Raw genomic sequence first — 21,125 nt, 5'->3', positions numbered from 1 at the left:
GCGCAATGCCGAGCGTAGTCGATATTTGCAACCGGGCCCTGAGCCACACCGGGACCGATCAGACCATCGCCAGCCTGGAAGAGAAGAGCAAGGAGGCCCGGCTGTGCGCCCGCTGGTACGAGGCCGCCCGCGACCAACTGCTGCGCACCTTTCCCTGGAACTTCGCTCAGCGCCGTGTGGCCCTGGCCACCCTGGGCGATGCGCCGGTGGGCTGGGATTACCAATATCGCTATCCCACCGACTGCCTCGACATGCAGAACGTCTATGTCGAGGGCAACTGGTTCCCTGGGCGCAAGGGCAATGACCTGAACCGCGAGCCGTGGACGGTGTCCAGCACCGGCGATGGCGGTCGGGTGATCCTGACCAATATGGAGCAGGCGCGGGCCACCTATACCGCGAAGGTGACCGACCCCAACCTGTTCCCCCCCGATTTCGTGACCGCCCTGGAATTCGCTCTGGCGGCGAACATCTCCATGCCTCTGGTCAACGACCCCGAGCTGAGCAACTGGCTGTATCAGCGAGCGCGTGGCGCCCTGGATGACGCCATGGCCGGCAATCTCGGCGAGGCGCATGACCCTGACCACCCCGAGGCGCCGTGGACCCTCGACCGGATCGGAGGCGAGTAGATGCCAAGCCTGATTCAGCCCTCCTTCGCTGGTGGCGAGTTGGCGCCCAGCCTACAGGGCCGGGTGGACCTGGCGCGCTACGCGATCAGCCTGCGCACCTGCCGCAACTTCACCGTCCTGCCCTATGGCGGTGCGGCATCACGCCCGGGCTTCCGCTACGTGGCCGCCACCAAGCACGCCGACAAGGCCTGCCGCCTGATCCCATTCGTCTTCAACGCCCAGCAGACCTACGTCATCGAGCTGGGCGACGGCTATGCGCGCTTCCATCAGAACGGTGCACCGGTGATGGACGGCGGTAGCCCGGTGGAGGTCGTCACCCCCTGGCTGGAGGCCGACCTGCCGCTGGTCAAATACGTGCAGAGCGCCGACGTGCTCACGCTGCTGCACCCCGACTACCAGCCGCACGAGATCCGCCGCACCTCGGCCACCTCATTCTCGGTGACCACCTTCGAGCCGGAGCTAGGCCCCTTCCAGGACCAGAACGTCGATGAGGCGGTGACGATCACCGCGAGCGGCGAGACCGGCAACATCACCCTGACTGCCTCAAGCGCCCTGTTCTCCAGCGAGCACGTCGGCACCCTGGTTAAGCTGCGTCAGCAGGACATGGGCGAGGTTAGCGCCTGGCAGAATCGTGCAGAGGTTAATCTCGGCGATAAGCGTTACGTTGATGAGCGGGTTTACAATGCAGTGGAAAAAGCTACCACTTCCGCCCTGACTGGCGACAACACACCGGCGCATACCGAGGGCGAGCAGTGGGATGGGCCCCAGGCCACGGTTCAGGGCATCACCGAGGTGCTGGGAGTGAAGTGGCGCTACCTGCACTCAGGGGTCGGCGTCGTAGAGATCACCGCCGTCAATAGCAGCACCTCCGCCGATGCCACCGTGGTATCGCGGGTGCCGGCGCCGGTGGTCAGCGATGGTACCTATCGCTGGAGCCTGGCGGCCTGGAACGCGGCCCGGGGCTACCCGGGGACCGCCACTTACTACCAGCAGCGCCTGGTGCTGGCCGGCAGCCCGGCCGAGCCCCAGACCTTCTGGATGAGCGAAACCGGGATCTTCGACGGCTTCGAGACCAACCTTCCGCTGGAGGCCGACGACGCCATCTCCTTCACCCTGGCCAGCCGTCAGGTGAACGAGATCCGCCACCTGGTGCCGCTGGGCTCACTGCTGGCGCTGACCTCCGGCGCCGAGTGGCAGATCGACAGCGGCGACCAGGGGCTGGCCCCGGACACCGTGCAGGCCAGCGCCCAGGGCTACCGGGGCAGCTCGCACCTTCCTCCCCTGCTGATCGGCTCCAGCGCCCTGTATGTCCAGGCCCGGGGGTCCATCGTGCGCGACCTGGCCTATACCTTCGAGAGCGACAGCTATACCGGCGACGACCTGACGGTCTTCTCTAACCACCTGTTCCGCGGCTACACCCTCACCGACTGGACCTATGCCCAGGAGCCCGATTCCCTGGTCTGGGCGGTGCGTGACGACGGCGCGCTGCTGTCCATGACCTATGTTCGCGAGCAGCAGGTGGTGGCCTGGTCGCGCCACGACACCGAGGGCGCCTTCGAGTCCGTGGCCTCGGTCAGCGAGGGTGCCGAGGATGCCGTCTATGCGGTGGTCAGGCGCACGATCAACGGCGCCACGGTGCGCTACGTCGAGCGCCTCGACAGTCGCGAGTTCGACGATCTGGAGGACTTCTTTGGGGTGGACGCCGGCCTGACCTACGATGGCCGCAATACCGCCGCCACCACCCTGACCCTCTCCGGCGGCACCGAGTGGACCACCGCCGAGACGCTGACACTAACCGCCAGTGCGGCGACCTTCGACGCGGGCCAGGTGGGGCGCCGCTATCGCCTAAGCGTGGGCGACGAGTTTGCCGACGTGGAGATCACGACCTACACCAGCGACACCCAGGTCAGCGTCGAGCCGGTGCGCCTGGTGCCCGAGGCCGTGCGCGACACCGCCACCTCCGGCTGGGCGCTGATGGCCACCACCCTGTCGGGCCTGGATCACCTGGAGGGCAAGACGGTCAGCATCTGTGCCGACGGCAACGCCGCCCCCCAGGAGGTGGTCACCGGCGGCGAGATCACCCTGGACGCCCCGGCGGCCGTGGCCCATGTCGGGCTGCCGATCACCTGCGACCTGGAGACCCTGCCGATCAGCAGCAGCGGAGAGACGGTGCGCGACAACAAGAAGTCGATCCCGGCCGTGGGCCTGGTGCTGCACAAGAGCCGCGGCGTGTTCGTCGCCCGCAACCGCGAGGACTACGAGGCCGATAAAAACCTGATCGAACTCAAGCAGCGCAGCGATGAAGACTGGGCCGAGACCACACGGATGATCACCGGCTACACCCGCCTAGCCATCCCCACCAGTTGGGACCAGGACGGCCGGGTCTTCCTGCGCCAAGCCGACCCGCTGCCGCTGACTATCCTGGCTATCATTCCGGAGGTGACGATCGGTGGTAAGGGCTGAGATCCGGCCGGCCACCCTGGCCGATGCCGACGCCCTGGCGCCGCGAATGCGCCAGGCCGACCGCGACGAGATCTGGGCGGCCAGCCGCCAGTCCCCGGGCGACAGCCTGCGCAACGCCGTGCGGGCCAGCCGCCAGCCACTGGCCGGGGTGATCGATGGCGAGCTCGCCTGCCTGTTGGGTGTGGTGCCGCAATCCACCCTGGGCGGCACCGGGGCGGCCTGGATGCTCGGCAGCGAGGTGATCGAGCGGCACCCGCTGGTCTTCCTTCGCCACAGCCGCCCGGCGCTGGCCGAGATCGCGCGCGGCTTCAACTACCTGCACAACTGGGTCGATGCCCGCAACACGGTGGCCATTCGCTGGCTCGCCTGGCTGGGCTTCACGATCCACGACCCCGAACCCTTCGGGGTCTTCGGGATGCCGTTCCACCACTTCGAGATGCGACCCCATGTGTGAACCCACCACTCTGGCCTACATCGCCGGAGGCCTACAGCTCGCCCAGGGCGTGGCCGGTTATCAGCAGGCTCGCGCCCAGGGCAAGTACCAGCAGGCCGTGGCCGAGCAGAATGCCCGAGCTCAGGAGCAGCAGGCCCAGGACGCCCGGGCCCGCGGCGTGGTGGCCGGCGAGGAACAGCGCGACCGTGCCCGGCAGGTGGGGGCCCGGCAGGCCACTGGCCTGGCCGCCTCGGGCCTGGATATCTCCTCCGGCACCAGTCTGGACCTGTTCGCCGAGACCGCCACGCTGGGCGAGTACGATGCCCAGGTCGCCGAGAACAACGCCTACCGCGAGGCCTTTGGCTTCCAGACCCGGGCCGCCGAGTCCCGGGCCAGCGGTCGAAATGCCCGCCAGGCCGGCCGCAACCGCGCCTTCGGCACCCTGCTGACCAGCGGTGCAAGTGCCGCCAACTCTTTCAGTACCGCCTACGGAGGCTGACCAGTGGCTCGCATCCCCCGCCTGACCGATAGCCGGCGCGTCCAGCAGCGCGGCCTGCCCGACGGATCAATCAACCCCGCCACGCCGGCCGGCACCTTCGGCCCCGACCTGGGGCCCGCGGCCGACCAACTCAGCCAGATCGCCCTGCGCGCCGCCGACCGGGCCAATACCGCACGGGTGATGGAGGCGGACAACGCCCTCTCGGAATTCGAGAACACCGCCCTCTACGATCCGGAAAGCGGCGCGCTCAATGCTCGGGGCAAAAATGCCTTCGGTCTGCCTGACACGGTGATGCAGTCCTATGATCAGCGCGTCGCCGAAATCCGCGACGGCCTGGTAGGCGCTCAGCGAAGCGCCTTCGACCGCCTGGCCGCTCAGCGTCGTCGGTCCGTGGATAGCACCATTCAGCGCCACGTGCACAGCCAGATCAGCACTTATGAGCAAGAGCAGGCCGACGCCCTGATCTCCAACAGCCAGTTGGCCGCGGCCAATCACTACAACGACCCCCAGCGCATCGCGACCGAGCTGCAGCGGCAGCGTGCCACCATCACCACAAGGGCCCGCGACCTGGGGTGGAGCGAAGAGCAAACCCAGCTGGCTTTGCAGAGAGCCCAGAGCGCCACCCAGGCGTCGGTTGTTCAACAGATGGCGGACAATGACCCCCGGGGCGCCCTGCAGCGCTTCAACGAGGTCAAGTCGCAAATACTGCCGGATGATCGCAGTCGCCTCGAGCCCGCTATCAAGAGGATCGAGGCCCAGCAGATTGCTGATTCGCTTTCCGGCGCCTTCACCGGCGTGCGGATGCCCAGCGATGGCGACCTGTGGGAGCGGCTTATCCAGCGAGAGAGCCGGGGCAACCAGTTCGACTCCGATGGGCAGCCGCTGACTTCCAGCGCTGGCGCAGTAGGTGTGGCCCAGCTTCTCCCCGGTACCGCCCGGGAGGCTGCGGAACTCGCCGGACTTCCGTGGGATCCTCAGCGCTTCCGGAATGATGCCGAATACAACGAGGCCCTGGGGCGCGCCTACTTCGACAAGCAGATGCAGGACTTCGGCATGCCGCTGCTGGCCGCCGCGGCCTACAACGCTGGCCCTGGCATGGTGAGCGACTGGATCAACGGCACCAACCGCACCGGCAAGAACGAGAGCCGCCTGCGCCTCGGCGACCCGCGATCCGGCGAGATCACCCCCGAGGAGTTCGCCCAGCGCATCCCGTTCCAAGAGACGCGCGACTACGTGGCCAGCGTCGTCGGCCAGGACAGCTACAACGCCGTGACCGGCGAATTCGGTATGCGCGATGCACTGCAGCGCATCCAGCGAATCGAAGATCCTGATGTCCGGCAGCAGGCATTGTCCATGTTCACGAGCCAGCGCAACCAGTTCCACCAGTTGCGCGCTGTGGAGCAGGCCGAGCTCGACTCCCGGGTGGAAGACGCCCAGGCGGCCTACCTGCAGGGACTGGCCTTCGACAACCCGCCTAGCCAGGCCGACTTCCTGCGCGCCTATGGCGCGGATGGCGGCAGCCGCTATGAAGCCTTCCGCAAAGTGCGGAGCGTCGGCGAGGCACTGCAGCAGATCGCCCTGGCCACGCCCGACGAGCGTCGCGAGCTGCTCAGCAACTTCCGTCCCGAGCAGCAGGATGGCGCCGCCGGCGAGGGGTTCGCCGAGGATGCGCGGCTGTTTGGGGTGCTGATGGACGCCGCGCAGCGGATGGAAGATCAGATGGAAGACGACCCGGTGACCTACCTGAACCGTCACAGCCCCCAGATTCAGGCGATGGCCGCCGCTACCGGAGATGGCAGCCCGGCCGCTCTGGATGCCTACGCTTCGGCACTGGTCGCCGAGCAACAGCGACTCGGCATCTCGCAGCCGCAGCTGCTCACGGCGCAGCAAAAGGCCGAGATCGTCAGTGGCTTCCGCAGCACCGAGGATGGCGGCGATAACGCCGCGCAACTGATCTCCGGGCTACAGAGCGAATGGGGAAGGCACTGGCCAACGGTATTCCGGCAGCTCCAGGACGAGCTCCCCAATGCCGCCCTCGTCATCGGCACCGGTATAGACGGCGCCACGGCAAGCCGCCTGGCGCGCATCGCCAATATCCCGACCGAGGATCTCAGGAAGGGGCTGGAAAGCACGGTGACGCGTGACGTGACTGACGAGTTGAACGACAGGTTCGCCGACTTCCGAGTGACCCTCCAGAACCAGGCCGGGGGAGAGCGCACCTTCGCGGCCCTGTACGAAGAGGCCCAACGGCTATCGCTTTCCTACGCCGCCGAGGGCGATAGTGCCAAGGACGCCGCCGATAGGGCGTTCAGCTCGCTGGTGGATGATCGCTACACCGTCAACGGCACCTATCGCGTGCCCAGGGATGTTGACGCCGACCTGGTGGAGCGCGGCGCCGACGCGGAGCTGGAGAGTATCGACCCCGCGCAGCTTCAGTACGAGCGCCAAGAGTGGATGGATGAAGAATTCGCCGCCCAACAGATCCGCAATGTGCTTCGCGAGAGCGCCTATTGGGTGACCGCCCCTGATGAGAGTGGGCTGGTGCTCTATGTCAACGGCGAGGCGGTGCTGACCCGCGACGGCGATCCCGTCACTCGCTCCTGGGCTGATCTCTCGACACGGGCAGAGGAGCAAGAGCCTGGTCTGTGGCAGCGCTTCCAGGAAGGGCGTCGCCAGGCGCAAGATGTCCGCCGCGAAACCTCGACGCGCGCATGGGAGGTTCGCCAGTGACCATCTTCACCGACGGGCCCATTGTCCGGCGCAGCCGAAACCTGCTGGATGAAGTGACGACCGGCCAGTTCGGAGCGGCGAGGGCGGCAGCGCAGGAGGGGTGGATTCGCAGCCCCACCTCGTCAGGCAGGCGCAATGCCGAGATCGTGGAGCAGGAGCGCGGCAAGTTCGAGCGCCCGGGCTTTCCTGCCTACGGCGTTCCTGAGGTTCGCAGCGAGCCAGAAACGCCCATGCTCAGCGCCGAGCAGGCGCGGCAGCGCGTGCAGGATGCCGGCCTCCCGTTGACGGTGCCGGAAGAGGGTATCCGCGAGGGTGTGCTCGACATCCTGATGGAGCGAAAACAGGAGGAGCTGCAACGTCAGTTCGTGCTGGATAACGCCCCGGCATCGACGGTGCCGCTCCAGCTTCTTGCCAGCTTTGCCGCCTCGTCCATCGATCCCATCAACATCGGCGCCGCCTTCGTCCCGGTCTACGGCCAGGCGCGCTATGCCTCGATGCTGGCCAGCGCCACCTCACGGCTGGGGCGGGCGGGCGTCAGGGCTCGTGTAGGCGCCGTGCAGGGCGCGGTGGGCACGGCCCTGGTCGAGCCCATCGTCCTCTCGGCCGCCTCTCGCGAGCAGGCGGATTACGGCCTGGTGGATAGCCTGTCCAACATCGCGTTTGGTGCGGTGCTGGGCGGCGGGCTGCATACCCTGGGTGGCGCCATCTCGGACTTCCGCGCGCGCCGGCTGGCCACGCCCGAAGATCCGGATGCCAGCACCCCCCCGGGAGCCGAAGGTGCGACCCGCCCGGATACCCAGGAGGTGTCTTACACGCGCCTGGCCTTCGCCGACGATCCCGCGCCGGGAATCAGCGCGGCCATTCGCCGCCAGATCGAGCTGGATGCCCCGGCGCGTCGCCAGCAGGCCGCCCGCCAGGCCCAGGAAGAGTTGTTGCCGACGCTGCGTGGCGAATTGGAAGAGATCGCCCAGGGGCGCCTCCCCAACGTCCGTGACCTGCGCAACGAGCAGCAGCAGATTGCCCTAGAGCTCGAAGGCCTGGATCAAACCTTCCGCGCTCGGGCCAAGGCGTTCCAACGCGAAGAGGGGTTGTCACGCAAGCAGGCGGAGTCGGCGGCGCGCCGCCAGATCGTCGCCGAGCGAGAGCGACTGCAGGAGCGAAACCTCGAGATATCCGAGCGGCTCGACGTCAACCTCCAGGCGGAGCTCGCCCGGGCCGACATCGGTCGCATTCGCCGCGGCGATGTGCCGGAGCGCTTCATCTCCAGGGTGGATGAGCGCGCCGAGCAGATCGCCAGCGGCTTCGAGTTCACCAAGACCGCCCGCGCCGTCGCTGAGGCATCGCCCTGGCCGATTCGCCAGGCCGCCCTGCGCTCTGCCGTGGCGCAAGCGGCCACCGGCCGGCGAGTCGATGTCGAGCCCATCTTCGCGCTTAACGATCCCGCCACCCGGCAGGCCTCCCTGAGGCAGCTCAAGGCGAAGGTGGAGGATAGCTCCCCGGCCGGGCAGGGCCGGCTGGACGAGGATGGCCTGGCCGCTTCGCGCCATGCCGACGAAGCGTCGCAATCTTCCGACGGCACCGACCTCGAGTCGGCACGTGCCATGCTGGATGAAGAACTGGCCATCACCGAAGAGATGGCACGACAGGCCGGTTTCGATCTAAGCGCCGCCCTTCGCGAAGCGGACGAACTGACCGCCGATGCCGAAACCTTCGCCGCCGCCTTCCGGGCTGCTGCCATCTGCAGGACGAGGAACTGATGACTGCGAACGCATGTATCGACGCCATCCAGGAGGCTGCCCAGGAGGCTGGCCGCGAGCTTGGCACGGAAGAGCTGACCCAGATCATCGAAGAGCTGGAGGGGCGGGTAAGCTCCTTGCGGGCAGCTAACGAGATGCTGAGCCTCCAGGATGCCGCTCTCCAGGCAGCGGATGAACTGGGCAACGAGATCCGCCTGGCGGCCGTCATCGAGAATCGCAACGCGGCGCTGAACGCCCGCCGGCGGGCCGAGGTCATCGGCTACATTCGCGGCACCTGGCGCGATCGCTACGACCTGGGGCTGGAGTCATTCCTTGTCGGGACCAACGTTGCCCGGGCCGGGGCCCGCCGCTCGGTGGCCGCCGAGCAAAAACAACTGGCCCATGGCTACATCGCCGGCTTCCTCAACGACATCGAGCAGGCGGGGCTAACGCGCATCCTGGCGCGTGGCGAGATGGACTCCGACATCACCGATGCCCTGTGGCGGCTCGGCATGGACCGTCCTCTCGATGGCCTGAACAAGGATGCCATCGAGATCGCGCGCATCATGCAGCGCTACCAGGACGCCGCCCGGGTGGACGCCAACCGAGCCGGCGCCTTCATCCGCAAGCTGCCGGGCTACATCGTTCGCCAGAGCCACGACCCGTACAAGATTACCCGCGCCGGCTTCGTGCAGTGGCGCGACGAGATCCTGCCCCTCCTGGATGAGCGCACCTTTGCCGGCGTGCGTGACCGCGACGCCATGCTGCTCGAGGTCTACAACGGGCTGTCGTCAGGCGTGCACTTGAAGGCTGCGCCTGACACGCCGAGCGGATTCAAGGGGCCGCGCAACCTGGCCAAGAAGGTCAGCCAGGAGCGCACCCTGCATTTCAGGGACGGCGTGGCGTGGGACCAGTACAACCGGGTGTACGGCACCGGATCGCTACGTGAATCGTTCCTTGGAGGCCTTGAGCGAATGGGCGACTCCACCGGCATCATGCGCAAGCTCGGGACCAATCCCGAGGCCAACTGGAACATGATCCTCGACGACCTGCAGCGCGACCTGGCGAGCGATAACGCAGCGCTTCGGCAATTCCAGGTGGATCGCAATGGCATGTTGGCCAACCGGCTCGCCGAGGTGGATGGCACGGCACGCATGGCGGTCAATAACATTGCCGCTCGGGTGTCTTCCAACGTTCGCGCCGTGCAGTCCATGTCCAAGCTGGGTGGGGCCCTGCTGTCGTCCTTCGCCGACCTGGCCAACAACGCCACCGAGCTGCGCTATCAGGGCGCCGGCAGCGTGCTCACCAACATGGGCCGGGCCATCGGCGATGCAGCCTCCGGCGGGCGCCGAAGCGCCGAGCAGAAAGAGATTCTGGCCGGGCTTGGGGTGTTCTTCGACAACGCGCGGGGCGAGGTCGTCAGCCGCTTCTCGGCCAATGATACCCTGGGCGGCAAGATGAGCCGGGCGCAGCGACTGTTCTTCAAGCTGAACGGCCTGACCTGGTGGACCGACACCATGCGTTCCTCTGCTGCCCTGGCCATGAGCCACAACCTCGCCTCGCAGCGTGGCAAGGGCTGGTCGGCGCTCAACCCTGACGCGCGCCGCGTGCTCGAGCTGTTCGACTTCGACGCGCGCCGCTGGGATATGCTGCGCAGCACCGCCACCCGCGAGGCCGATGGGCGCGATTACATGACCGTGCAGGGCGTGGACGCCATCCCCCGCGATCAGTTGGAAGCCTACCTTTCCGGCCAGGGGCGAACGGCCAGCGACGCCGCCGTAGAGGAGCTTCGTGAAGAGCTGCGCGGCCAGTTGCGCTCCTATATCACCGACCGGGCTTCCTACGCCGCCATCGAGCCCGATGCCCGCACTCGGGCCATCATGCAGCAGGGCACACGCCCCGGGACATTCGTCGGCGAGCTGATGCGCTTCATGGGGCAGTTCAAGTCTTTCCCTATCGCGGTCTTGCAGAAGACCATGGGGCGAGAGCTGTACGGCCGCGGCTACACCCCGGCAAAGTACGGATCCAGTTTCATGCCGGGCCGAGAGCTGGTGAAAGCGCTCGCCAGCGGCAATGGCGAGATGCTGGGCATGGCTCAGCTCATGCTCTGGATGACCCTGTTCGGCTATGGCTCCATGGCCCTGAAAGACATGACCAAGGGCAGGACGCCGAGGCCACCGGAGGACCCCGGGACCTGGATGGCGGCCATGATGCAGGGCGGCGCCCTTGGCATCTACGGCGACTTCCTGCTGGGCGAGTCCAACCGCTTCGGCGGTGGCATTGTGGATACCCTGGCCGGCCCCGCCATTGGCGAGGCGGCCTCTGTCGTGGACGTGCTTCAGCGTATCCGCGACGGCGACGACGCCGCGGCCTCCGCCTTCCGGGTGGGCCTGGCCAATACGCCGTTTGCCAACCTGTTCTACACCCGGGCGGCCATGGATTACCTTTTCCTCTATAGCGTCCAGGAGGCGATGAATCCCGGGTCACTTCGCCGCATGGAGCGCCGCATCGAGCGGGAGAACCGGCAAGAGCTGCTTATCTCACCGTCGCGCGACCATCTGGACCCGCTAGGTATATCGAGATAGGCACGCCTCAGCGACGATCACTTATCGAATAGCCAAGTGAAGATCACCCCAGGGCCGCCGACCACGGCAATCACATAGAGAGCGCCAATCAGGTATTCCATTGAGATTCTCCGGGTAGATTGGCTGACAGCATAGCCAGCCTCTCCGAGTCACACTACCAGTAGTTGTCTCAAGGGCAGAATGCCCCGCTCAAGTCCTGGTCACCGACGAGGAAGGCCCGAATAGTCTCCATAATTTAGTGCGCGACATGATCTTCGCGTGCTCAGCCTACGATTGGTAGACCGCTATTAAAACTTACAGGATGACCACGGGCCGGGCCCTTCATTCCTAGCGCCGGCATGATAGGCTGTGACCCGAATTCGATTTCAGGGATTACTGATGAAGTTTCTGGTCACGGTCTTGGCAGTCATTCTCATCCAGCCCGCCCCTTTTGTCGCTCAAGACTCGAGGGGCTCAACAAAAGGAAGCCCCATGACCGTCCCTACAAGCGAAAACCGCGTTCAGTACGAGGGCAACGACTCCGCCACCGAGTTCGATTACACCTTCAAGATCTTCGACGCCGACGACCTAGTGGTGGTGCTCACCGATGTCGATGACACCGAAACCACCCTGGTGCGCGGCAGCGACTATAGCGTGGATGGCGTGGGCGATGAGGCCGGCGGCACCGTCACCTACCCGCTAAGCGGTGACCGCTTGGCCACCGGTGAGACGCTGACCATCCTGCGCGAGATCCCAGTGGTGCAGGAGACCGATCTACGCAACCAGGGCGCCTACTATCCCGAGACCATCGAGGACGAGTTCGATCGCTCGCGGATGATCGACCAGCAGCAGCAGGAGCGGCTCGAGCGCACACTGTCGCGCACCCGGGCAAGCGACTACTTTGACGCCCAGGGGCGGCGCATCACCGGTGTTGGCGATCCCATTGAGCCATCTGACGCAGTGAGCAGGCAGTGGGTCTATCAGTACCTTGCTGCCTTGGAATCGGGTGCGGTGGGCGACACAACTCTGGTGACCGCCTCTGGCACCGCCGACCAACGATCTCTGGCGGAATGGATGGCATCGCTGATAGCCCTGGGCGACGGACTAGATCGGCGAGTTGTTTATGCGAACACTATTGTTGAGATGCAGGCGCTTGTTAGTCTCGTTGATGGTCAGCATGTGAGCGTAAGTGAATATCTTCCAGGATCAGGCGCTGGTGGAGGAGAGTTCTACTATTCGGCTGGTACTCCAAAGTCTGAACATGATGGCATTGGGGTTATTTCTCCAACTGTCCCGTGGGATGGCACCAAGCCCAGCCTTGGTGACTTTCAATCTGGCGTAGGAGAGTCTGATCCAAGCGGCGCTGGCGTGTACATTGCTGTGCATCCAAGGAACAATGCAGAGTTTGCAGGAATTATTCCTGGCACTGGTGACACAGATACAGCTATTTTTCAGAACCTTATCAACTACTGTGAAGGAAATAACTATCCAGTGATCTATCTGGATTCTGGCGAATATGTGAGTGATCCTCTATCTAACCCATCTGGCATTCAGTTCGTTGGCGAGGGTGCCTATTTTTCCAATTTTTCTAATCGAGTTGGAAGCTCGTTTGATAGAGGGGTGGCGCAGTTTTCCCTCCCCCCCGGTCTCTCTTGGGCTCCATTTGACACTTATTCTATTAATTCGGATGGAATGGCCGAGGTTGACTTTAACGTTAGAGATTATGCGTTAGAGGTTGAAGACGAATCTTTGATAGCTGTTTATGTTGATTATGTAAATGGCAATGACACCAACAATGGTAGCGTGAATGCTCCATTAAAAACACTTTCCGCTGCTTTTTCTTTGAACTCTGCCGGCGTTGTGTGGATGATGTCCGATGTGAACTACAATGAATCAACTATAGTGATCGACTCATCTTACCAAAAACCATTTGTGCAGATTAAGAGCTGGTCTGGATCCCCTGTCACGATCTGGAATGGCCCAGATCCATCTGAGATTTCATGGTCTGTGGCATCAGGCACCACCCACACTTATGAGGCCACCGTCGCCTCTGGCGTGTTCGGTGTTTTTGATTCCTCTATTCTTAACAGGCACGGCCAGTATAAGGCTTTTTCTGAACGATCAAGCATTGCTGATGTTAACGCCAATCCTGGTAGTTGGTTCTTCGACTCAGGTGCTAATAAGCTGTATGTTCGTCGATTCTCTAACAACCCTCCGGATGGGGATTTGCGAGTTCAGTCAAATGGAGGGATTCTGCTCCAGGGTGATAGAGCACTATATCTAGAGAATGCTGAAATTCAAAGCGGAAATCCGGTGCAGGCATATGCTGAAAATGGAATTAAGCCACGCCTGTACATGAGCGAGGGAGGGGTTTACTACTCTCTAAACTTCGGGGTAGATGCCGATGGAGCAGATGTTTTCGTTGAAGATGTAGAGGCGTATGGGAATGGACTCGACAACTTCAACTACCATGTTGATAGCTCTGGGCTCTTACAAAGCAACGCAATTGAAATTAATGTTAATAGCTATGGCGCTGGCAGTGTTTCTCCATCGGGGCCAGAGAATAAGAATGGATCATCCATGCATGACGCCGGAAATGTCATCAGGATTAATGGAGAATACCACTCGAACTACGGTCCAAACGTTGTTGATACCACTTCTGGTGTTTCTCTTAATGTTGGAACAAGGGCGGAAAATAGCATCGCACCAACAGATACGCAGAACAGGAACTTCTCTGTTGGTGCGAGCGGCTTCCCTGGCACCATGTATTGCCACGGTACGTCCTCAAGGCGCTCTTCATATGATTATTATTCAGAAGGGGTCGGGGCTGCTCTCTATGTTGCTGACGCCATTGACTCAGGACGCATAAACGGAAATGTGTTGCAGTATTGGCCTGACTGACGCCGGTTGATCCCCGCTGGCGCGGGTGTCTCCCGGCGGAGGGGCGAGGCTCAAGAAGGTCGCCCGGTGGGGCGGTCTTCTTGACAGCATGGCGCCTCGGCCACACTATACCGCCATGACTTCTTCTCCCATGACCTTCGCAAAGCAGTGGTGGCGCCTCGGCAACTGACGGGGCGGCTTCGCGTGTCTGGACAAAATGCCGCCTGCGAGGCGGCATTTTTGTATCGGCCGGCTCGCGAGGGGTTGATTCGGGCATTGTGAGTAAGATTGTGAGTAAGAATCCTGGAGAAGAACTGCTGGACTCAATAAAATCAGGAGCTTATGCCCGAAATGGTTTTGATGATCGACAATTTCGACAGCTTTACCTACAACGTGGTGCAGTACCTGGCCGAGCTGGGGGCCGAGGTGATCACCCACCGCAACGACGCCATCACCCTCGAGGAGATCGAGGCCCTGGCGCCGAGCCATATCGTCATCTCCCCCGGGCCCTGCACCCCCAACGAGGCGGGCATCTCCCTGGAGGTGATTCGTCATTTCGCCGGCAAGCTGCCGATCCTCGGCATCTGCCTGGGCCACCAGGCCATCGGCCAGGTCTATGGCGGCGAGGTGGTGCGCGCCCCCCAGGTGATGCACGGCAAGACCTCCCAGGTGCGCCACCACCACCACGGCGTTTTCGAGGGCCTGGCGGACCCCCTGGAGGTGACCCGCTACCACTCCCTGGTGGTGGCCGCCGAGACCCTGCCCGAGTGCCTGGAAGTGACCGCCTGGGTCGACGACGATGACGTCACCCCGGGGCTGATCATGGGCCTGCGCCACAAGACCCTGGACGTGGAAGGGGTGCAGTTCCACCCCGAGTCGATTCTTACCCGCCAGGGGCACGAGCTGCTGGCCAACTTCCTCAAGCGTGGCTAAGCGCCGCGGATCGCAAGGAGACCCAACGATGCAGATGCGAGAAGCGATCGATGCGGTGATGCGGGGCCGTCACCTGAGTTTCGACGAGACCTACGCGGTGATGCGCGCCATCATGACCGGCGAGGCCACCGACGCCCAGATCGGCGGCCTGCTGATCGGCCTCTCCATGAAGGGCGAGACCCCGGAGGAGATCAGCGCCGCCGCTCAGGTGATGCGCGAGCTGATGATTCCGGTGGAGGTGCATGGCGACAATATCGTCGATATCGTCGGCACCGGCGGCGACGGCGCCAACCTCTTCAATGTCTCCACCGCCTCCAGCTTCGTGGCGGCGGCGGGGGGCGCCCATGTGGCCAAGCACGGCAACCGCAGCGTCTCCTCCTCCTCCGGCAGCGCCGACCTCTTCGCCGTGGCCGGCATCACCCTGGAGCTGAACGCCGAGCAGGTGGCCCGCTGCATCGACCAGGTGGGGGTGGGCTTCATGTTCGCGCCCATGCACCACAAGGCGATGCGCCACGCCATCGGCCCGCGCCGGGAAATGGGCGTGCGCACCCTGTTCAATATCCTCGGCCCGCTGACCAACCCCGCCGGCGCCCCCAACCAGGTGCTGGGCGTCTACGAGCCCGGCCTGGTGCCGGTGATGGCCGAGGTGCTCAAGCGCCTGGGCAGCCGCCATGTGCTGGTGGCCCACGCCGAGGATGGCCTGGACGAGATCTCCCTGGCCGCGCCGACCCGCATTGCCGAGCTCAAGGACGGCGAGATCCGCGAGTACACCATTACCCCCGAAGACTTCGGCATCGAGCGCCAGTCCCTGGAGCCCCTCAAGGTGCTGACCGCCGAGGACAGCCTGCGGTTGGTCAAGGAGGCTCTGGTGGGTGAGGGTCCGGCGGCGGATATCGTCGCCCTTAACGCCGGCGCCGCCCTCTATGCCTCCGGGGTGGCCGACACCCTCAAGGAGGGCGTGGCCATGGCCCAGGACGCCCAGGACTCCAAGCTACCGCTGGAGAAGCTCAAGGAACTGGCCGATTTCTCCCGCGTCTTCGCGGGCTAAAGGATACCCACTGATGACGACCCAACTGCCCACCATCCTGGCCCGTATCCTCGCCCGCAAGGACGAGGAAGTGCAGGAGCGCAGCCGCGCCGTGGCCGAACGCGACCTGCTGGCCCTGGCCGAGCGCCAGAGCGCCCCGCGGGGCTTCGTCCAGGCCCTGGAGACGCGCATCGCCCGGGGCGAGCCCGGGGTGATCGCCGAGATCAAGAAGGCCTCGCCCTCCAAGGGCGTGATCTGCGAAGACTTCCGGCCCGCCGAGATCGCCGCCGACTACGCCGCCGGCGGCGCCGCCTGCCTCTCGGTGCTCACCGACGCCGACTTCTTCCAGGGCCACGAAGACTTCCTGATCGACGCCCGGGACGCCTGCGACCTGCCGGTGATCCGCAAGGATTTCATCACCCACGGCTACCAGGTGAGCGAGGCCCGCGCCATCGGCGCCGACTGCATCCTGCTGATCGTCGCCGCCCTGGACGACGCCCGCATGGCCGACCTCTACCAGCAGGCCCGGGCACTCGGCATGGACGTGCTGGTGGAAGTGCACGACGCCAAGGAGCTGGAGCGTGCCCTGCGTCTCGACCTGACCATGGTGGGCATCAATAACCGCGACCTGCACACCTTCGACACCCGCCTCGAGACCACCTTCGAGCTGCTGCCGCAGATCCCCGAAGACATCACCGTGATCACCGAGTCCGGCATCCACACCCGCGACGACGTGACCCGCATGCGCGAGAAAGCCGTCCACGGCTTCCTGGTCGGCGAAGCCTTTATGCGCCAACCCAGCCCCGGCGACGCCCTGAAGCAACTGTTCTTCTAAGCTAAGCCCGCCACGCCCCACCCAACCCCGGACGGCCGCACACCGCCCGGGGTTTTTTGCCTCTGGAATGCTATGCCCTATTGAATCCTGCTGGCTCTTGTGGGAGCGCGGATTCCGCGCGATATCGACCGAAGGGCGATCCAATTGGCGCCGCCAGGTTCCTGTTGGAGTTGGCTTTAGCCGGCGATTGGCGCCGCCAGGCGCCCCTGTTGCTGCGATCCCCCCCAACACTCCACCTTTGCATCTCCCACCTCCCTTGCTTACTCTCAATACTTAAGGCCGCTGAGATGGTCAGGAGAATAATGACAAGGTACCCGGGGACTACCGCATGGATGGCGGCCGCCATCCCAAGACGCAGGGTAGGGGCGGTAGCGTGCCCGGCGCCCCTCACCACATCAGCAGCCCGCTCCCCGGGATGATTGAAGTCGGAAAAAGCAGCAGGCGCGCGAATTCTGAATAGACAGCAAAATTATAATTAATTTATTTTAAAATCAATTGGTTAGCCGCTAAGTGGTAAGCTATATTGGCTGGACAACCGTGCCGGCACGTTGGTCCAATCATAGAACGCGCCGTCTAATACCTGTTCAATGAGGAGATAGCATGAAGGATCTGTTCCCAGGCCACTTTAAAGAGAGTGAAGGAAAGCTTCGGGAGGTTTGGGATACCTCATTGTTTGTTTTTGATGCCAACATCCTTCTGAATCTGTATCGATATTCCGATACTACTCGCAAAGAATTTCTACGTATTCTGGATAAGATTAAAGATCGAGTTTGGATTCCCCATAGAGCTGCTGAAGAGTACTTAAACAATCGACTTTCCGTTATAGATCAGCAAGAAAGATCTTACGATGAGACAAAGAAGTCGATCCAGTCTCTACGCAGCGATCTTGAGAATGCCCGCCAACATCCTTTTGTCAGCAACAGAACTATGTCTAAAGTAAGCAAGGTATTTGATGAGCTTTGCGAAGAACTAGATAAAAACCGGTCAGTTCATACCAATAGAATTTCAAATGATGAAATAAAATCGTCGGTTTCGGCAATATTCGAGAATAGAGTCGGACAGCCATATGATAAGGAAAGGCTTGTCGAATTGATTGCTGAGGGAGAAGAAAGATATAAGCAAAAAGTACCACCTGGCTTTAAAGATGGAGCTAAGTCAGGTGACAGCGATATATTCACAGAGAAGTGCAGGAAGTATGGCGACTTAATTGTTTGGACGCAAGTCATTGATCAAGCAATAACTTCCGGAAAAGGCATAGTTTTAGTCACTGATGACAAAAAAGAAGACTGGTGGGAAAAATTTAAAGGGAAGACCGTTGGGCCACGTCCTGAATTGGTAAAAGAATTCAAAGATCGTGCGAATAATACTTTTCACATGTATCAAGCTGATCGCTTTCTGGAGCTGGCTAGAGAAAACCTAGATGAGCAAGTAAGTGACGAAATAGTTGAGGAGATTCGAGAGGTTAGGAGAAGGGACAAGATGGCTCAGAAACGGATGAGGGAAATGGAATACCTAAAACGGAGAAAAAGTGAGATGAGTCATTTGTTTCAAGAGCTGGAGCGCAGCAAGAGTAGGATGATGGCATACGAAGAAGAACGTCACATGTTGCAGCAGCGTATGCAAGAGTTGGAGTCAGTAAGAAGCGACATGCGGCACCATCAAGAGAATTTACTGAGAGAGGGCGTAGACAACCCCGAATTTGAACCATTTATGGATCATTATACAGCTCTATCCGAGGAATACTCGAGAGTTAGAAAAAACCTTGAAAACTCATCTATGAAGTATAAAGAAATGCAAATCCATATGATGGAGCTAGAAAAAGAAGTTGCCCATCGAATGAAAGTCATTGAACAAGAAAATTCAGCGGACTCGTAAACTCGCCGCTGATTTTTGCGTTAGGCGAATGAAATAGGGAGTCTTAACAAATGACTGATTCTGCGTCTCACCAATGGAGAAACGCGCTCGAAGCGGAGCTTAAGACAGCCGACAAGACCGATTTGGTGATTCCTTATGCGTAGATCGCTAAGGCTTTTCCATCCTCGAACCCGCATCCTCGCACCTTTGAACACCCTATGATTGATGATGTTTCGTTAAAAAAGTGGGGTTCGGAGCGGGGTTGGCGAGTCGACTTGGCGCCGGAAACTCTACCTTGTCGACGCCGGAGCTATAAGTCCGTAAATCATCAAAACAGATTGTCCCCCCGACCCGCATGACCTTTCCTTGCTGGTGACCAAACCTGTAAGGACCGCGCCATGCTGAGCCGAGAGGACTTTCTCATGATAAGGCAACTTCACCAGCGAGGCGCCCACCTCGTGGACATTGCACATCAGATCGGTTGCTCCGAACGCACCGTACGCCGCCATCTGCGCCGCGAGGAGGCACCTACCGGGCGCCCAGCCAGGCCGCGCGGCAGCAAGCTGGATCCCTACAAGCCGATCATCGATCAGCTGCTGGCGGACAACGTCTGGAACGCCGAGGTGATCTTCCAACTGATCCGTGAGCAGGGCTACAGCGGCGGTGTCACCATCGTGCGGATGTACATCCAGCCCAAGCGAGCCTTGCGGCCCAGCAAGCAGACGGTGCGTTTCGAGACCCAACCCGGCTTCCAGCTCCAGCACGACTGGGGCGAGATCGAGACGGTCATCGCCGGCCAGCGTTGCAAGACCAATTTCGCCGTCAACACGCTGGGCTATTCGCGGCGGTTCCATGCCTGGGCGGCCCCCAGCCAGGATGCCGAGCACACCTACGAGGCGTTGGTGCAGGCTTTCCGCCACTTCGGCGGCGTGCCGCGCACGGTGCTGGTCGACAATCAGAAGGCAGCGGTGCTCAAGCATGATCGCGACCGTCGCGTCATCTTCAATGCCGGCTTCCTGCAACTCGCCAACCACTACGGCTTCGCGCCCAAGGCATGCCGGCCGCAACGCCCGCGCACCAAGGGCAAAACCGAGCGCATGGTGGGCTACGTGAAGCAGCATTTCTTCCAGCGCTATCGGCAATTCGAGAGCTATGCCCACCTGAACCAGCTGCTCCAGCTGTGGCTGGAGCGGGTGGCGGATCAGCGACCACTGCGGCAATTCCGCCAGACCCCGGCCGAGCGCTTTACCACCGAGGTCGAGGCTCTCCAGGTGCTGCCGGCCACCGACTTCGATACGCGCTATCACGACCTGCGCCAGGTCGGCTGGGACGGCTACATCGAGGTCCGGGGCAACCGCTACAGCGTTCCCGAAAGCTACTGCGGCCAGGCGGTGGTGATCCGGCTGAGCCTGGACGATGAGTTGACCGTCTATTCCCCGGCCGGTGACGCCATCGCGCAACATCGCCTGCAAGCGCCACAGGCCGGCTGGCGGACCGTGCCGGAGCACCATGCGGCCCTGTGGCAGCAGACCCTGTCGGTGCAGCAGCGTGACCTGCGGGTCTACGAGGAGGTGCTGTGATGGCTCTGGAACAGCTACTCAACCGCCTGAAGATGGACCACCTCCAGGCCTCGCTCGACAGCCTCTGCGAGCACGCCAGCAAGCAGGATCTGAACTACCGCGAGTTCCTCGAACAGGCCCTGCTACAGGAATGGGGCGGGCGCCACCAGAAGGGGCTGGAGTCGCGCCTGAAGCAGGCGCGGCTGCCGTGGATCAAGACCCTGGAGCAGTTCGACTTCAGCTTCCAGCCCAGCATCGACCACAAGATCGTGCGCGAGCTAGCCGGCCTGGGCTTCGTCGAGCGTGGTGAGAACGTGGTGCTGCTCGGGCCGCCCGGCGTCGGGAAAACGCACCTCGCCGTCGCCCTGGCGGTGAAGGCCGCCGAAGCCGGCCACCGCGTGCTGTTCATGACCCTGGATCGCCTGGTCGGCACGCTGATGCGTGCTCGCCAGGAGAATCGCCTGGATCGGCAACTCCAACAGTTGACCTACCCCAAGGTGCTGGTACTCGACGAGATGGGCTACCTGCCGATGACCCGAGAGGAAGCCAGCCTGTTCTTCCGCTTGATCAACCGGCGCTACGAACGGGCCAGCACCATCCTCACCTCGAACAAATCGTTCATGGACTGGGGCGAGATCTTCGGTGATCAGGTCATCGCCACCGCGATCCTGGATCGGCTGCTGCATCACTCAACCACCTTGAACATCAAGGGCGAGAGCTACCGGCTGAAGGACAAGCGTCGAGCCGGGCTGGTGACCACACCGACGACGAAGGAGGACGAGACCTCACACGCCCCTGAGCCTGTTCCGATGAAAGAGCACTGATAAAAACCGGACAATCTGAGCTGATGAAAACCGGACAACCTTCAGTGACGTTGACAACCTGAAGGCTCTGATTCCTTGCCGCCCGTCAGGTTCTACAAAGAGCATCAGTAGCGTGAGCTTGGTTTTTCCGCCAATCTTTGGTGGCTTCGGCTCGCCTAACAA

At 62.4% G+C, this 21,125-nt stretch carries 14 protein-coding genes; all 14 read left to right on the top strand.

The window, feature by feature from the left end:
- Window positions 1-5 precede the first annotated feature (5 nt).
- The 14 genes from ACZ5EF_RS12460 (at window position 6) to istB (ending at window position 20,963) form a co-directional block, all read left to right on the top strand.
- Entirely contained in the window at window positions 6-626 is a 621-nt protein-coding gene (locus tag ACZ5EF_RS12460; protein ID WP_346061893.1) for a phage connector family protein, read from the top strand.
- Window positions 627-3,089, top strand: a complete 2,463-nt coding sequence (locus ACZ5EF_RS12455) for a phage tail protein (RefSeq protein ID WP_346061892.1) — start codon at window positions 627-629, stop codon at window positions 3,087-3,089. It abuts the gene before it with no gap.
- Window positions 3,076-3,543: a hypothetical protein gene (locus ACZ5EF_RS12450; protein WP_346061891.1), complete on the top strand. Its 468-nt coding sequence runs from the start codon at window positions 3,076-3,078 to the stop codon at window positions 3,541-3,543. The genes ACZ5EF_RS12455 and ACZ5EF_RS12450 overlap by 14 nt, the downstream gene beginning before the upstream one ends.
- Complete coding sequence (locus tag ACZ5EF_RS12445; RefSeq protein WP_346061890.1) at window positions 3,536-4,021, top strand: virion core protein, T7 gp14 family; 486 nt, start codon at window positions 3,536-3,538, stop codon at window positions 4,019-4,021. The genes ACZ5EF_RS12450 and ACZ5EF_RS12445 overlap by 8 nt, the downstream gene beginning before the upstream one ends.
- Before the next feature lie 3 nt (window positions 4,022-4,024).
- Window positions 4,025-6,751: a transglycosylase SLT domain-containing protein gene (locus ACZ5EF_RS12440; protein ID WP_346061889.1), complete on the top strand. Its 2,727-nt coding sequence runs from the start codon at window positions 4,025-4,027 to the stop codon at window positions 6,749-6,751.
- Window positions 6,748-8,508: a coiled-coil domain-containing protein gene (locus ACZ5EF_RS12435; RefSeq protein ID WP_346061888.1), complete on the top strand. Its 1,761-nt coding sequence runs from the start codon at window positions 6,748-6,750 to the stop codon at window positions 8,506-8,508. The genes ACZ5EF_RS12440 and ACZ5EF_RS12435 overlap by 4 nt, the downstream gene beginning before the upstream one ends.
- Window positions 8,508-11,072, top strand: coding sequence for a hypothetical protein (locus ACZ5EF_RS12430; protein WP_346061887.1), 2,565 nt, complete (start codon window positions 8,508-8,510; stop codon window positions 11,070-11,072). The genes ACZ5EF_RS12435 and ACZ5EF_RS12430 overlap by 1 nt, the downstream gene beginning before the upstream one ends.
- Before the next feature lie 378 nt (window positions 11,073-11,450).
- Window positions 11,451-13,952, top strand: coding sequence for a hypothetical protein (locus ACZ5EF_RS12425; protein ID WP_346061886.1), 2,502 nt, complete (start codon window positions 11,451-11,453; stop codon window positions 13,950-13,952).
- Window positions 13,953-14,282: 330 nt separating this feature from the next.
- Window positions 14,283-14,864: an anthranilate synthase component II gene (locus ACZ5EF_RS12420; protein WP_464123368.1), complete on the top strand. Its 582-nt coding sequence runs from the start codon at window positions 14,283-14,285 to the stop codon at window positions 14,862-14,864.
- 28 nt (window positions 14,865-14,892) lie between these two features.
- Window positions 14,893-15,912, top strand: coding sequence for an anthranilate phosphoribosyltransferase (gene trpD, locus ACZ5EF_RS12415; protein WP_346061884.1), 1,020 nt, complete (start codon window positions 14,893-14,895; stop codon window positions 15,910-15,912).
- A gap of 13 nt (window positions 15,913-15,925) precedes the next feature.
- Window positions 15,926-16,726 (top strand): indole-3-glycerol phosphate synthase TrpC, encoded by an 801-nt coding sequence (gene trpC / locus ACZ5EF_RS12410; protein WP_346061883.1) that lies wholly within the window; start codon window positions 15,926-15,928, stop codon window positions 16,724-16,726.
- A gap of 600 nt (window positions 16,727-17,326) precedes the next feature.
- Window positions 17,327-18,601 carry a PIN-like domain-containing protein gene (locus ACZ5EF_RS12405; RefSeq protein WP_346061882.1) on the top strand — a complete coding sequence of 425 codons (1,275 nt, stop codon included), beginning with the start codon at window positions 17,327-17,329 and terminating at the stop codon, window positions 18,599-18,601.
- A gap of 377 nt (window positions 18,602-18,978) precedes the next feature.
- Complete coding sequence (gene istA / locus ACZ5EF_RS12400; RefSeq protein ID WP_346061881.1) at window positions 18,979-20,160, top strand: IS21 family transposase; 1,182 nt, start codon at window positions 18,979-18,981, stop codon at window positions 20,158-20,160.
- Entirely contained in the window at window positions 20,157-20,963 is an 807-nt protein-coding gene (gene istB, locus ACZ5EF_RS12395; RefSeq protein WP_346061880.1) for an IS21-like element helper ATPase IstB, read from the top strand. The genes istA and istB overlap by 4 nt, the downstream gene beginning before the upstream one ends.
- Window positions 20,964-21,125 lie beyond the last annotated feature (162 nt).

This window comes from Bisbaumannia salifodinae (assembly GCF_055388505.1).
This window is presented reverse-complemented; position numbering and strand designations above follow the sequence as displayed.